General features: G+C 58.9%; 10 protein-coding genes. 5 read left to right on the top strand and 5 right to left on the bottom strand.

Translation table 11 applies throughout. The features are described from left to right. Positions 1 to 37: 37 nt before the first annotated feature. Both sufB and C5748_RS17980 read right to left on the bottom strand, forming a co-directional pair. Positions 38 to 1,564, bottom strand: coding sequence for a Fe-S cluster assembly protein SufB (sufB, locus tag C5748_RS17985; RefSeq protein ID WP_105743317.1), 1,527 nt, complete (start codon positions 1,562 to 1,564; stop codon positions 38 to 40). Positions 1,565 to 1,721: 157 nt separating this feature from the next. Further along, complete coding sequence (locus tag C5748_RS17980; RefSeq protein WP_105743316.1) at positions 1,722 to 2,897, bottom strand: cysteine desulfurase family protein; 1,176 nt, start codon at positions 2,895 to 2,897, stop codon at positions 1,722 to 1,724. 213 nt (positions 2,898 to 3,110) lie between these two features. On the opposite strand from C5748_RS17980, the gene C5748_RS17975 reads away from it, so the two are divergent. Continuing rightward, the gene (locus tag C5748_RS17975) at positions 3,111 to 3,785 is read left to right on the top strand and encodes an alpha/beta hydrolase (protein WP_105743422.1); all 675 of its coding nucleotides are present in this window, start codon (positions 3,111 to 3,113) and stop codon (positions 3,783 to 3,785) included. Positions 3,786 to 3,794: 9 nt separating this feature from the next. On the opposite strand, the gene C5748_RS17970 is transcribed toward C5748_RS17975, so the two are convergent. After that, entirely contained in the window at positions 3,795 to 4,922 is a 1,128-nt protein-coding gene (locus C5748_RS17970; protein WP_105743315.1) for an anhydro-N-acetylmuramic acid kinase, read from the bottom strand. 275 nt (positions 4,923 to 5,197) lie between these two features. Here C5748_RS17970 and tyrS point away from each other — a divergent pair, with 275 nt between their 5' ends. Beyond that, positions 5,198 to 6,451 carry a tyrosine--tRNA ligase gene (gene tyrS, locus C5748_RS17965; RefSeq protein ID WP_105743314.1) on the top strand — a complete coding sequence of 418 codons (1,254 nt, stop codon included), beginning with the start codon at positions 5,198 to 5,200 and terminating at the stop codon, positions 6,449 to 6,451. A gap of 155 nt (positions 6,452 to 6,606) precedes the next feature. Here tyrS and C5748_RS17960 read toward each other — a convergent pair whose 3' ends face one another. Continuing rightward, positions 6,607 to 10,032 carry a YhdP family protein gene (locus C5748_RS17960; RefSeq protein ID WP_105743313.1) on the bottom strand — a complete coding sequence of 1,142 codons (3,426 nt, stop codon included), beginning with the start codon at positions 10,030 to 10,032 and terminating at the stop codon, positions 6,607 to 6,609. Between the two features lie 158 nt (positions 10,033 to 10,190). Between C5748_RS17960 and C5748_RS17955 the strand changes: the two genes are divergently transcribed. From C5748_RS17955 to C5748_RS17945, 3 genes are all read left to right on the top strand, one after another. Beyond that, the gene (locus C5748_RS17955) at positions 10,191 to 10,658 is read left to right on the top strand and encodes a peroxiredoxin (RefSeq protein WP_105743312.1); all 468 of its coding nucleotides are present in this window, start codon (positions 10,191 to 10,193) and stop codon (positions 10,656 to 10,658) included. Between the two features lie 7 nt (positions 10,659 to 10,665). After that, entirely contained in the window at positions 10,666 to 11,508 is an 843-nt protein-coding gene (locus tag C5748_RS17950; protein ID WP_105743421.1) for a ferritin-like domain-containing protein, read from the top strand. A gap of 97 nt (positions 11,509 to 11,605) precedes the next feature. Further along, entirely contained in the window at positions 11,606 to 12,913 is a 1,308-nt protein-coding gene (locus tag C5748_RS17945) for a M23 family metallopeptidase (protein ID WP_105743311.1), read from the top strand. A 66-nt stretch (positions 12,914 to 12,979) separates the two neighbouring features. On the opposite strand, the gene prfB is transcribed toward C5748_RS17945, so the two are convergent. Beyond that, a protein-coding gene (gene prfB, locus C5748_RS17940) for a peptide chain release factor 2 (RefSeq protein WP_105743310.1) occupies positions 12,980 to 14,108 on the bottom strand; the annotation gives its coding sequence in 2 pieces (ribosomal slippage) (positions 12,980 to 14,038 and positions 14,040 to 14,108; 1,128 coding nt in all). Between the last annotated feature and the right edge of the window lie 98 nt (positions 14,109 to 14,206).

Here is a 14,206-nt window from a genome sequence, read left to right as displayed (position 1 = left end):
AAAATCATCTGGGCAGCGGCGAGAGGCGCGCCGGCGATCAGCCGACGCTGCCCTCAAGCGAGATGCCGATCAGCTTCTGTGCCTCGACGGCGAATTCCATCGGCAGTTCCTGGATGACTTCCTTGACGAAGCCGTTGACGATGAGCGCGATCGCCTCTTCCTCCGGAATGCCGCGCTGCATGACGTAGAACAGCGCATCCTCGGAGATCTTCGATGTCGTCGCCTCATGCTCGAACTGCGCGGTGGCGTTCTTCGCCTCGATGTAAGGCACCGTATGCGCGCCGCAATCATTGCCGATCAGCAGCGAATCGCACTGGGTGAAATTGCGCGCATTCGTCGCCTTGCGGTGGGCCGAGACCTGGCCGCGATAGGTATTGCTGGAATTGCCCGCCGAAATACCCTTCGAAATGATGCGGCTCGACGTGTTCTTGCCCAGATGGATCATCTTGGTGCCCGAATCGATCTGCTGGTGCCCGTTCGAAACGGCGATCGAATAGAACTCGCCGCGCGAATTGTCGCCGCGCAGGATGCAGGACGGATATTTCCAGGTGATCGCCGAGCCGGTCTCGACCTGCGTCCACGAGATCTTCGAGTTCTTGCCGCGGCAATCGCCGCGCTTGGTGACGAAGTTGTAGATGCCGCCCTTGCCGTCCTTGTCACCCGGATACCAGTTCTGGACGGTCGAGTATTTGATTTCGGCATCGTCCAGCGCGATCAGCTCGACGACGGCCGCATGAAGCTGATTCTCGTCGCGCTGCGGCGCGGTGCAACCTTCGAGATAGGAGACGTAAGCCCCCTCCTCGGCGATGATCAGCGTGCGCTCGAACTGTCCGGTATCGCGCTCGTTGATACGGAAATAGGTGGAGAGCTCCATCGGGCAGCGAACACCCTTCGGCACATAGACGAAGGACCCGTCGGTGAAGACGGCCGAATTGAGCGTCGCATAGAAATTATCCGAGGTCGGCACCACCGACGCCAGATATTTGCGCACCAAGTCCGGATGCTCGCGGATCGCCTCGGAGATCGAGCAGAAGATCACGCCGGCCTTGGCCAGTTCCTTCTTGAAGGTGGTGACGACGGACACGCTGTCGAACACCGCGTCGACGGCGACACGACCCGAATTATAGACATTGTCCGAAGCCTCTCCATCGTCTGACGGGCTGGGCTCGCCAACCTTGCGAACGCCCGCCAAAATTTCCTGCTCCTTCAGCGGAATGCCGAGCTTGGCATAGGTCGCGAGAAGTTCAGGATCCACGTCTTCAAGAGACGACGGACCCGGCTGATTCTTCGGCGCCGAATAATAATAGAGATCCTGGAAGTCGATCTTCGGGTAGTTGACGCGCGCCCAGGTCGGCTCTTCAAGCGTCAGCCAGCGCCGATAGGCTTCAAGACGCCACTCCAGCATCCATTCCGGCTCGTTCTTCTTGGCCGAAATGAAACGGATGATGTCTTCGCTGAGCCCTTTGGGAGCTTTGTCGGTCTCGATAAAGGTTTCAAAACCGTATTTATACTGGTCCACATCGATATTGCGGACCTGTTCGATCGTTTCCTGCACAGCAGGCATTGGCGTTCTCCATCCAAGTCGGGGTCAAGGCCCGACAGTTCGAAACGTCAAGACAGCAATTTACTGTCTATATGTAGTGCGCTTTCGCGCTTTTAAAACCGGACGTGCCGGAAATTCAAACAACCCACACGCCGTTTTGATACGGCATGCTTATATTTCATGCCGCTTTGCCCGGATTCACTTTTGCGCGATCACGGCGCTCCACGATCATCCGCAGGACATCCAGAAAACGGCCGACTTCGTTCTCGTCCATGTCAGGCGCAACCGATACCCGCAGCCCGCCGACATTTTCCTCATAACCCATCGCCGCCAGCACATGGCTCGCGCCGACCTTTCCCGACGAGCAGGCGGATCCGGCCGAAAGTGCTATCCCCGCAAGATCGAAGGCGATCTGCACGGTTTCCGCCTTCATCCCGGCAAGCGAGAAGAAAATGGTGTTGGGCAGCCTCGGAGCATCGGCGCCATAGATGATCGCATCGGCCGCGATGCGCCTGATACCGGCTTCCATCATGTTACGCGCATCCGCCGGCCACCCCCCGGCATCGAGCCTCGCGCGCGCCACTTTCGCCGCCGCGCCGAAGCCGGCGATCAGCGGCAAGGCTTCCGTGCCGGCACGATGGCCCTTTTCCTGTCCGCCGCCGCGAACCAGCGCCCGCGGCATGACCAGATCGGATTGGGCAATGATGGCACCAACGCCTTTCGGCCCGCCGATCTTGTGCGATGAAAGGATGAGATAATCACCGCAAGTTTTTGTAATATCGAGTGGAATACGTCCTGCGGCCTGCACTGCATCGACCACCAGAAGACCGCCCGCATCCTTGACGATTCCCGCCACTTCAGCAATCGGCTGGATGATTCCGGTTTCATTGTTGGCCGCCTGCACCGCGACGAGCGGCAGCCCCTCCGATCTGTCGTGCGCCGCAAGCACGGCCTTCAGCGCGGCGAGATCCAGCAACCCATTCGCATCGACAGGCACAACGCAAACACGCTCGGCTGCGAACTGGCCGCCGGAAAGAATACAAGGGTGTTCCGTCGCCCCGACATAAAGCTGCGAAAGCCGCAAACTGGCTCGCCCCATCGTGTAATGCGACGTCAGCAGCATCGATGCCGCCTCGGTGGCCCCGGAGGTGAAGAACACATGATCTGGCCGGGCATTGACCAGGGACGCCACCTCCCTGCGTGCGGCTTCGACGAGGGCACGCGCCGCACGTCCCTCCTGATGCACCGAGGAAGGATTTCCGGTGATGGAAAGAGCAGCCACGACAGCGTCACGCGCTGCATTGAGCAGCGGCGCGCTTGCATTGTAGTCAAGATAGATGCGGCTGGCGCTCATATCCTGCAGCTCTTTCCTTCGCTTCGTCGTCACCACGCTATCACAAACGCTATTTTCTTGAAATTCGAACCCGGAACAGCCTATTAAGCCACTCCTACTGGACAGCATGTTCAGTTTTGAAATGTTCTAAAGTCGGTTTTATGAGTGATGCGCGGACCCGTCAAGACCGCGCAGACAGAATCTCCCGACGATGCGGCCAAGAGTGGAGTACACATGCCTGAAGTCATTTTCAACGGACCAGCCGGACGCCTCGAGGGCCGATATCAGCCTTCCAGCGAAAAGAATGCTCCGATCGCCATCGTCCTTCACCCGCACCCGCAGTTCGGCGGCACGATGAACAACAAGATCGTCTACGATCTGTTCTATATGTTCCAGCAGCGCAATTTCACCACGCTGCGCTTCAATTTCCGCGGCATCGGCCGCAGCCAGGGCGAATTCGACCATGGTTCAGGCGAATTGTCCGATGCGGCTGGCGCGCTCGACTGGGTGCAGTCGCTGCATCCCGATTCCAAGACCTGCTGGGTCGCCGGCTATTCCTTCGGCTCATGGATCGGCATGCAGCTTTTGATGCGCCGCCCGGAGATAGAAGGTTTCATTTCGGTCGCGCCGCAGCCCAATACCTATGATTTCTCCTTCCTCGCACCCTGCCCGTCCTCCGGTCTCATCATCCATGGCGATCAGGATAAGGTGGCGCCGCCGAAGGATGTCCAGGTCCTGGTCGACAAATTGAAGACCCAGAAGGGCATCACCATCACGCAGAAGACGCTCCCCGGCGCCAACCATTTCTTCACCGGGATGGGCGACGAACTCATCACCGAGTGCTCCGATTATCTCGATCGGCGGCTGAATGGCGAACTGGTCGAGGCAAAGCCGAAGCGGCTGCGCTGATCATCTCGATCACGCGCCGGGATGCGCCAGGATGCCCCCGCTGACGGGGGCATCACAGCCCGTTGTCGAGGGATAGCTGAGCGGCAATCCCTTGAATGAGCGTACCGCGAGATAGGCCCAGGCCTCCGCCTCCATGGCATCGCCCTCCAGTCCCACAGCCTCAGCACTCACCACATCAGCGCCTTGCCCGGCCGCCAGTTCCTCCAGCGTCTTCATGATGGCGGTGTTCTTGCGCCCGCCGCCGCTCACCACATAGGTTTTCGGCCTTTGCGACAGATGCGCGGCGGACTTCAAAATCGCCGCGGCGCTGACAAAGGCCAGCGTCCGTGCGCCGTCGGCAAGCGATATCTCGCCCTTTTCCGGCGGCAGAAAATCGCCCCGGTCGAGCGAACGGCGCACATTGGCGGTGAAAAACGCATGCGCCAGATATCGCCGCGCCAACACCTCGTCCACGACACCGCTCCCAGCAATCGCGCCGTCCGCATCAAAAGCGGCCCCTGTATGCGCCTCCACCCATTGGTCGATCAGCATGTTGCCGGGGCCGCTGTCGAAGGCGGCAAGCGTCCCGTCCGCACCCACATAGGTCAGGTTCGAGATGCCGCCGATATTGACGAAGACCACCGGGGCTTCGCATTTGTTTGTAAGGCCAGTGGCAAGAGCGGCGTGATAGGCGGGGATCAGTGGCGCCCCCTGCCCGCCATGCGCCATGTCATTGGCGCGCATGTCATGAATGACCGGAATGCCGGCTTCGGTCGCCAGAAGCGGACCGTCGCCGATCTGCACCGTCAACCCCTCGTCGGGACGGTGCAGCACCGTCTGGCCATGAAAACCGATGAGGTCGACCGCTTCGTGCTCGATCCCGTGGATATGCAGGAAATCATGCACGGCGATGGCGTGGTGAAGCGTCAGATCCCGCTCCAGGAGCGCCAGGATGCCGGGGCGTTCTTCACGCAAGCGGATGGCGCGGGCGTCGACAAGCCCTTGCTTCAGCCGGGTGCGGAACCCATCCGAATAGGCGACGCTCGATGACGGCCCTCGTTCCACGAAGGAATGTCCGTCGGTCCTGATCAGCGCGATATCGATTCCATCCATCGAGGTGCCGCTCATCAGCCCGATCGCCCGTTTTATATCTGCCACGACGCTGCTTTCTTGTGATTCGACCCGGAATGATGTTAAAGCGCCCTAGTGTCGTGATTTCGAAATTCGCATAGTTTTGATATCGGCCTCGAGAGCGAATTTCGAAATCGAAACGACACTAGAATCAAAAAGTTGCTGGTGTCCTTTCGATTCTGAAATTCATCGCGAGATCGATATCGAATGATACGAATTTCAGAATCGGGGCACCAGCCCCATTCAATACAGCTAGCGCGACAGCTAGGCGCGCACTTTCAGACAAGACAGGAAAAAGGACGATGTCCGGCTTTAAATCCGATTTTCTTCGCACGCTTTCCGAGCGCGGTTTTATCCATCAGATTTCTGATGAATCCGGCCTCGACACGCTGTTCCAGAAGGAGATCGTCACCGGCTATATCGGCTTCGATCCCACGGCCTCGAGCCTGCACGTCGGCGGCCTCATCCAGATCATGATGCTCCATTGGATGCAGCAGACCGGCCACCGCCCCGTCGCGCTGATGGGCGGCGGCACAGGCATGGTCGGCGACCCCTCCTTCAAGGATGAGGCGCGTCAGTTGATGACGCCCGAAACCATTGAGAACAACATCGCCGGCATCAAGCGCTGCTTCAGCCAATATCTGACCTTTGGAGACGGTCCGAAGGACGCCATCATGGTCAACAATGCCGACTGGCTGCGCGATTTGAACTATCTCGAATTCCTGCGCGATGTCGGTCGCCATTTCTCGGTCAACCGCATGCTCTCATTCGATTCGGTCAAGCAGCGTCTCGACCGCGAGCAATCGCTGTCGTTCCTCGAATTCAACTACATGATCCTCCAGGCCTATGATTTCGTCGAGCTGCACCAGCGCTTCGATGTCAAGCTGCAGATGGGCGGTTCGGATCAATGGGGCAATATCGTCAACGGCATCGATCTCGGCCACCGTATGCTCGATGCCCAGTTCTATGCGCTGACATCGCCGCTGCTGACCACCGCATCCGGCGCCAAGATGGGCAAATCCATGTCGGGCGCGGTCTGGCTCAATGCCGATCTCGTCAGCCCCTATGATTTCTGGCAATACTGGCGCAACACCGAAGATGCCGATGTCGAGCGCTTCCTGAAGCTCTACACGACATTGCCGCTCAACGAGATCGCGCGGCTTTCGGCGCTAGGTGGCACTGAAATCAACGAGACGAAGAAGATATTGGCCACGGAAGTGACCGCACTTCTGCATGGCCGCAAGGCTGCCGAAGAGGCCAAGCAAGCGGCGGAAGCGTTCTTCGAGAAAGGCGCTACGACCGAATCACTGCCGACCGTAGATCTATTAAAGGCAGATTGGGAAAAGCGATCTGCTCAAGTCATTGCATTTGCGACTGGTTTGTTTTCCTCCAAATCGGAAATGCGGCGCAAATTTGCTGAGGGAGCCATTCGTATAAATGGTGAGATCATCAAAGATCCGGATACAAAGCTCCCGTATAGTGAGATTGAAAGCGAGACTGGCGCCTTTAGAGTTCAATTCGGAAAGAAGAGAATCGTTCTCGTCCGGCCGGTTTGAGGGCGTTTCCACCACTCGTCCTCCTCGAACTCCCCTCCACCGTCATTCTCGGGCTTGTCCCGAGAATCTACGGCGGCATGATCTGCCAGAACGGTAATTGCGTTTCTTTTCATGTCGCAGATTCTCGGGACAAGCCCGAGAATGACGGATGGAAATCACTGGAACTCGAAGATCGAGCGGAAAATGCCCGGCGCCATGACGGAGATCGGGTTAATGATGATTTGCGGCTGCTTGGCGCTGCCGGTGAGCTTGTAAGTGATGCCGATCAGGCCGCGATCCCGTCCGTTGCCGAGAAATATGCCGAGAATGGGCAATTCGCCGAAGAGCCGGTTTAGTCCATAGGCGGGCATGAATGTTCCCGTAATCGACATATTTCCGTTCTTGTCGTAGAGCATTCCCTGAAAAGTCGTACCAATAAGCGGACCGCGGACTACGCCGCGTTCCAATGAGACATAGCCTTTGCCTTTTTCGATCTGGACATAACCGCGGTCGAACTGGACGCGGGAGACATCGATATCCTTGCGGACCGCCTGATTGAGGCTGGTGCCGCCGCTCGGCGGCGGGCTCGAGACGATCTTCGACAGGCGCGGCTCGTTGACGATGGCAAAATCCCTTGCGGCAACCTGCCCGCGCAATGGCCCATCGCCCTGCGCCGTCAGATTGACGTTGATTGCCCCACCCTGCATCTTGTCGTAATAATCGAAGAAGCGCAGCATCGCTCCCGCATCCGAAGACTGGAGCGAAACGGATTTGGCGCCGCTCTGAGCACTGCTCGTCGCGGTGAAAGCCTTGCCGGAAGAGGTTTTCGCGTTGATCGACAGGCTGGAAACACTCGAGCCGGCACCTTCATAAGACACCGACACATTGTGCAGCGTTTCGGAATTGAAGCCGGTTATCCGATCAAGCTCGGCATTGACCACGGTACGGGTCTTGCTGCTTCCATCTGCGTCCATGGTGCTGCCATTCGAGGTAACCTGCTTGAGAAGCGCGCGCCCATCGAAGGAAGAACCGTTGATGTCGGCCCAATAGCCGCCGCCGCTGATCCTGCTGATCTTGACCGCCATATCATCCGATCGGTTGAAGCGCACCTGCCTGAATGTCGCCGCGCGCAGATCCCCCTTGGAAAGCGAGAGATCGCCCTGCAGACGGAAGGCATCGCCTGATATGTCGAGATTCTTGATCTGAATATCATCATCATTCAGCTTGTCCGCCACAAGCGTCAGCGTGGCCTTCGCAGGAACGCCCGCGCCTTTTTTCCAACCGACCCAGGGAACGTTGATTTCCGTTTTGGTCAAATCGGCGGTCACGGAACGCTGATTGCCCACGGGCATTCCCAAATCCACATACATCGTGCCCGAAAAAATGCTGTTAAGCCCGGGCAACACGCTGGCGCGTATCTTGTCGTCGATTTCAAGTCTCACCGTCTGCTGCCGTTTGACCGTCTTGTCGCCGATTGGCGCGGTAATGCCGATCGTCGCCGGAATGCCGTTCAATCTGGCGTTCGCCTTGATCAGCGCGACAGCGGGCGTGATGTGCAAGGTGCCCTTGGCATCCGTTACAGTCTGGCCATCGATCGGTCTGCTGATGTCGAGATCCGAAAAATCGATGTCGGCGTTCCATTTGAGGCTGCCGGCGGGAGCATTTTTGGTCACCGGAAACGTCACGAAAATGCGCGACGAGACGTCACCGGCCACTTCCTCCGGCGTGAACGGCGCATGCTTCAGCGCGTCGATCGGCTTGTAGTTGATGATCTCGGCAATGGCCGCCGCATCCCCCTTCACCGTGATATCCAGATCCGCCAACACCGGCCGTTGCGGCCCCCATGGAATGATCAAAGTGCCGTTGGAGACATCCGCCCGCCTGTTGCTGGGCGTATAGGCCGTGCCTTTTTCGAGCGTCACCGTGGTGTGTGCTCCGCGAACGGTAACGGCGCCGGTCGCATCGCGCACCGGCGGCAGATCGCCGACCACGTCGAAACGCGTTTCCGTGATGAAGAAATCGGCTTTTATCTCGTCCTGCGTCAGTGGCGGCGGCCTTCCCGGACCGTTGAAACGTCCGCCGGGAAACGCGATATCGATCTGGCTGTTCGTCAGCTTGCCGCCATAGAGATTGGCGAGCACCCACAAGCGGGCGCCATCCGCCACATCGATCGGCCAGAGCTGTTTGGCGTGCGCCACTGGCATTTCAGGAATCCGCAGCACGAAAATCGTCTCCGGCGTCCCATTGCCGAAGGTCATGCGGCCCTGGCCATAGAGTTCACCGCCCGAGGTCTTTACATTCAAATCATTGAAATCAAGACGATTCTTGTCAGCAAGATAGCGGCCCGCGATACGGACGCCGAACGGCAAGGCCGGTTCCGTTGAATTTTGCGGTGCGGAGATCGCAGAACTGGTGACGATCTCGAAACGATAGCCAGGCTCCGCCGAGGCATCCGCCGGCTCCGGGCCGATAGCGCCGTCGAACTGCGCCTCCATTCCGCCAAGCGACAATGTCGACGGTTGAAGTTCGATCTTTCCACTACCCGCTACCTGCTCGAAATTCAGAACCGCGCCAGCCGGGACGTCTTCATTGCGGCCAAGATCCATCTTGCCGTCCGCGACGCCCAGCCGGCCGGTGATCTGCACCGGCTCTCCGGCATCGGCTTTGCCGGTCAACCGCAGATTTGCATCGCCGCGAAACCGGAAAAGGGCTGGGTTGACCCGTCCTCCGGCAAGCTCCTCCGTGATCTCCGGCGGAGGATCGATATGCAGCGGAATGCCGTCGATGTTCATGCTGAAGACGGAAATGCCGCCATCACCGTCGCGCACCACCTCGCCGCTCAGCGCGATCGCCTCGCCCTCCCAGTTGAAGGTTCCCTGCAGCGCTATTCTTCCATTCTTCTCGGTCAGGCTCGCCTTTTTGACATCCAGCGTTTTTTCTTCATCCATGAGTTTGAAGCGAATGGATGTATTCAAGACGACGATCGAACGCGTCGAACGTTGATCGAGAAGCGCCACACCCTGTGTCATCACGTCGAACAACAATTGCGAAGTCGCGCCCAAATTGATCAATCCGCGGGAATCGCGCGGCAGCGAGGCAAGAAGCCCCCGCTTCGTTTCCGGCAGCTTTATATCCGCACCGTCGACTTCCACCTGCACGACGCGGACTTCTCCCGCCAAAAGCGCCATCGGCGCCAGGCCGAGGCGAACCGATCGAATTCCATCGACGGAAAAGCCGCTTTCGCGGTTTGAGATGGAGACGTCTTCGGCGCCAAGCGCAATGCGGTGGTTCTGGTCAAGCGCAATGCGGGCGCCGGAAAGCGAGGCTACCGCATCACTGCCGACAACCGACTGAAGTGCCGTTTGCGCCTCCCGCGTCAGCATTTCGCCGCTGATGCCGCCGCGTAACAGCGCAAAGCTCGCTGCGGCCAGAATACCGATGAGAATCAGGATCGACAGCATGGAACGGCAGGTCAGCCAGACAAGCGAGCGCTTGCGCGGACCGTGAACAGGAGGCGCCGCCTGTTCGCAAGCCGAGGGATAAAGGTGCAACTCTTTTATATCGCGCTTGTTGAAGCGGATTTTTTCGGGCTTCGCAGTCAAATTCCCATGCCGATAGATCAGAACCTTGCCGGGACACCATGGACGATTCCCGCAATCATCATATATTGCACCCGTTCAGAAGATAGAGCCTGACGGCGCCCCGCTGTCGAGGCGACCATCAAACACGCTACGCACATCCACAAAAGAAAGGCATTGATATGGCTGCCCCTGATATTGGCGACAACGCACCCGATTTTTCCCTTCCCCGAGATGGCGGCGGAACACTTTCGCTTTCGGCCCTCAGGGGCAAGCCGGTCATCCTCTACTTCTATCCCAAGGATGATACCAGCGGTTGCACGCAGGAGGCCATAGAATTCTCCGGGTTGAAGAGCGATTTCGACGAGATCGGCGCGACCGTCATCGGCATGTCGCCCGACAGCGTCAAGAAGCACGACAAGTTCAAGACAAAACACCAGCTGAGCGTCGATCTCGCCGCGGACGAGGAGAAGACGGTGCTTCAGGCCTATGGCGTATGGGCGGAAAAGAGCATGTATGGACGCAAATATATGGGCGTCGAGCGAACCACCTTCCTGATCGGCGCCGACGGCAGGATCGCCCGTGTCTGGCGCAAGGTGAAAGTCCCCGGACACGCCGCCGAAGTGCTGCAAGCAGCAAAAGCCCTGTGATATGTCGATGAATTCCGAAGGAAAACCTGTGGAGGCCAGCGGAGGGACAAGTCTGCGCGGCGGCGCCATCCGGGCGATCCTCGCGGACGACCTTGATCTCAAGGTCCGCCTGACGCGCGAAACGGCCACTCGCTGGTTCGCGCGCACGCTTTCAGTGCGCAGCCCCCTCGATCCCCCCATCCCGGAAAGGCCCGGCAGACCGCAAAAGCCGCAGCTCGTGCCACCGCGCATGCTCAAGAAGCGGTCGCTCAATACGCAGGCCGGCCGCATCGCGCTCATGCACGCATTGGCGCATATCGAGCTCAATGCCATCGATCTTGCGCTCGACATCGTCGCCCGCTTCGCGGGGCAACCGGTACCGCGCAGCTTCTTCGACGGCTGGATGAGAGTGGCGGACGACGAGGCGCGTCATTTCACGCTCCTGCGCAACCGCCTGCGCGCCCTGAACGCCGATTATGGCGATCTCCCGGCCCATGACGGGCTATGGCAGGCGGCTCATCAGACGCGGAACAACCTTGAAGCACGGCTAGCCGTTGTGCCGCTCATTCTGGAAGCGCGTGGCCTCGACGTCACGCCTTCCCTGATCGATAAGATGCTGGAAACCGGCGATACCGACACCGTCGCCATTCTCGACATCATCTACAATGATGAGAAAAGGCATGTCGCCGTCGGCGCGAAATGGTTCCGCTTCTTCTGCGCGCGCAACAGGGTTGATCCGGTCGCACGTTTCCAGGAACTGGTGAGGGTCAATTTCCGCGGCGACCTGAAACCACCCTTCAACGATCTGGCCCGCGCCGAAGCCGGTCTCACGCCGTCTTTCTATCGCGCACTCTCTTCCCTTTCCACCTGATATCGCCTGAATTTTAGGGGGGCTGCCGGTACTGGACGCAATGCTTTATTAACCCTAACGGAGTGTAATGATCACACAAATTCTCATTCATTGAAGTATGGCTAGACCCGTGACTGATGAAAGCCGCCTCCCTATTTTCGGAAAGCGAAAAGAGCCGCATACGATCATCATAGCGCGTGGTGATGCGATCAGCCATTTCACCATTCGTCCCTGGGTGCTCGCCATAGGCGGTTCGCTCTGCGCCGCTGCTGCGATCGGATACCTGCTTGCGACATCCTATTTGGTCATACGTGACGATCTGATCGGGGCGAGCGTCGCCCGCCAGGCACGCATGCAGCAGCTCTATGAAGACAGGATATCGACGCTGCGCGCGCAGGTGGACAGGATCACCAGCCGCCAGTTGCTCGACCAGCGGGCGATGGAAAACAAGGTCGCCGATCTGATCGAGCGGCAAAAGACGCTGAGCCGGCGCAGCGGACGGCTGGCTCCCCTGTTGAAACGTGCAGGCGGCGTGCCCGTACCGCAGGCAAAACCAGAGGCATTAGAGCAGCAGACCCAACTCCTGCCGACGGATGATCCGGCCGACGCGGTTTTTGTCGGCATCGATCCGATCATCACCGGGCCAACCGGTCCCGCCAAAACCGAAACCAATTCACTGCGCCCATCGGAAGGGCTTTCAGGCGAATCGGCGGCTGAGAAAGCCGAAAAGATTTTTCGAACCATCAACCGCTCGCTGCATCAGATAGAGACCGAACAGATCCACAAGGTCCGCAATCTGACGGAAAGCGCCTTTGAAACGGCCGACAATATCACCGATACGCTCAATGCGGCCGGGCTGAAGGTCGAGGATCGGAATGACGAGACGGGCATGGGCGGGCCTCTCATCACACCGGATTCGCCGGCTGAAAGCGTCGAGAATTTCGAGATGCGGCTACAGGATCTCGATTCGGCATTGGACCGGCTCGACCGGCTAAAAAAAAGGGTTCGCACCCTGCCGCTCGCCAATCCCGCGCCCGGAATGCCCGTCACCAGCCTTTTCGGCGTGAGACGCGACCCGCTGCTCGGAACGCCGGCTTTTCATGCCGGCATCGATTTTCGCGCACATATCGGACAGCGCGTGACGGCGACGGCCGGCGGCATCGTCACCAAGGCAGGCCGCAATGGCGGCTATGGAAACATGGTGGAGATCGATCATGGCAACGGCTTCACCAGCCGTTATGCCCATCTGAGCCGGGTTCTGGTGAGTGAAAACCAGAAAGTCTCGTTCGGCACGGTCATCGGAGCGGCCGGCAGCACCGGGCGTTCGACAGGCCCGCATCTGCATTATGAAGTCCGCCGCAACGGCAAGGCCGTCAATCCGGCGAATTTCCTGAAGACGGGCCGCCAAATCGAAAAGCTGCTCTGAAACAAGCGCTCGCGCTACCGACATCATGGAAATAAAAAGCCCGACCGAAGTCGGCCTTTTCATGTATCAGGCGATATTCTCGACCTGTACGTCGCCGCCATGGACGCGATGCGCAAGGGCTGCTTCCATGAATGGGTCGAGCGAACCATCGAGAACGTCTTGCGGGCTGGTGCTTTCCACGCCCGTGCGCAGATCCTTCACCAGCTGATAGGGTTGCAGCACATAGGAGCGTATCTGATGCCCCCAGCCGATATCCGTCTTGGAAGCGGCAACGGCGTCGGCTGCTTCCTCACGCTTTTTCAGCTCTTCCTCATAGAGACGCGCGCGCAACATCGACCACGCCGTGGCACGGTTCTTGTGCTGTGATCGTTCGGCCTGACACTGCACGACGATGCCCGTCGCGATATGCGTGATGCGTACCGCCGAATCGGTCGTGTTGATGTGCTGACCGCCGGCGCCGGAAGCCCGGTAGGTGTCGATGCGCACATCTGCTTCCGTTACGGCCACCTCGATATTGTCGTCGATGACGGGATAGACCCAGATGCTGGCGAAAGACGTATGGCGCCTGGCATTGGAATCGTAAGGCGATATGCGCACAAGTCTGTGCACGCCCGATTCGGTCTTGAGCAGGCCATAAGCATTGTGCCCCTTGACCTGGATGGTCGCGGATTTGATGCCCGCCTCTTCGCCATCATGCACCTCGAGCACGTCGACCTTCATGCCGCGGCGCTCGGCCCAGCGCGTATACATGCGTAGGAGCATCGAGGTCCAATCCTGGCTCTCGGTGCCGCCGGCTCCAGAATGCACTTCGAGATAGGCGTCGTTGGCATCGGCCTCGCCCGACAGCAGCGTATCGATCTGGCGCTTGTCGATGTCGCGCTTCAAGCTGCGGATGGCTTCCTCGGCTTCCGCGACGATGGATTTGTCGCCCTCTTCTTCACCGAGGGCAATGAGTTCGACGCTTTCATCCAGCGACTGCATCAGGCGGTGGATTTCCGCGATGCTGTCCTCGAGCTGCTGACGCTCGCGCATCAGCTTCTGGGCTTCCTGCGCGTCATTCCACAGATTGGGATCTTCGGCTTGCTGGTTGAGATATCCCAGCCTTTTCAGGGATTGATCCCAGTCAAAGATGCCTCCTCAGCAGGCCTACGCCCTGCTTGATTTCGTCGACAAGCGTCTCGATTTCGGCTCGCATTCGCTATCCGTTCCTTCAGGTCATATTTGCGGATTGAGGTTGCGGCGGAACATAGTGACGGGCCCGCCGCGTGTAAAGGCTCCAGGGACAAAACCTGT

The organism is Phyllobacterium phragmitis, from assembly GCF_002980495.1.
In the GTDB taxonomy this organism is placed as follows: domain Bacteria; phylum Pseudomonadota; class Alphaproteobacteria; order Rhizobiales; family Rhizobiaceae; genus Paramesorhizobium; species Paramesorhizobium phragmitis.
This window is presented reverse-complemented; position numbering and strand designations above follow the sequence as displayed.

Bases quoted from the DNA above. Each gene is read 5' to 3' on its own strand.
- sufB (WP_105743317.1), bottom strand. From the start codon at position 1,564: ATGCCTGCTGTGCAGGAAACGATCGAACAGGTCCGCAATATCGATGTG.
- C5748_RS17945 (WP_105743311.1), top strand. From the start codon at position 11,606: ATGGCTAGACCCGTGACTGATGAAAGCCGCCTCCCTATTTTCGGAAAG.
- C5748_RS17975 (WP_105743422.1), top strand. From the start codon at position 3,111: ATGCCTGAAGTCATTTTCAACGGACCAGCCGGACGCCTCGAGGGCCGA.
- C5748_RS17955 (WP_105743312.1), top strand. From the start codon at position 10,191: ATGGCTGCCCCTGATATTGGCGACAACGCACCCGATTTTTCCCTTCCC.
- C5748_RS17980 (WP_105743316.1), bottom strand. From the start codon at position 2,897: ATGAGCGCCAGCCGCATCTATCTTGACTACAATGCAAGCGCGCCGCTG.
- C5748_RS17950 (WP_105743421.1), top strand. From the start codon at position 10,666: ATGAATTCCGAAGGAAAACCTGTGGAGGCCAGCGGAGGGACAAGTCTG.
- tyrS (WP_105743314.1), top strand. From the start codon at position 5,198: ATGTCCGGCTTTAAATCCGATTTTCTTCGCACGCTTTCCGAGCGCGGT.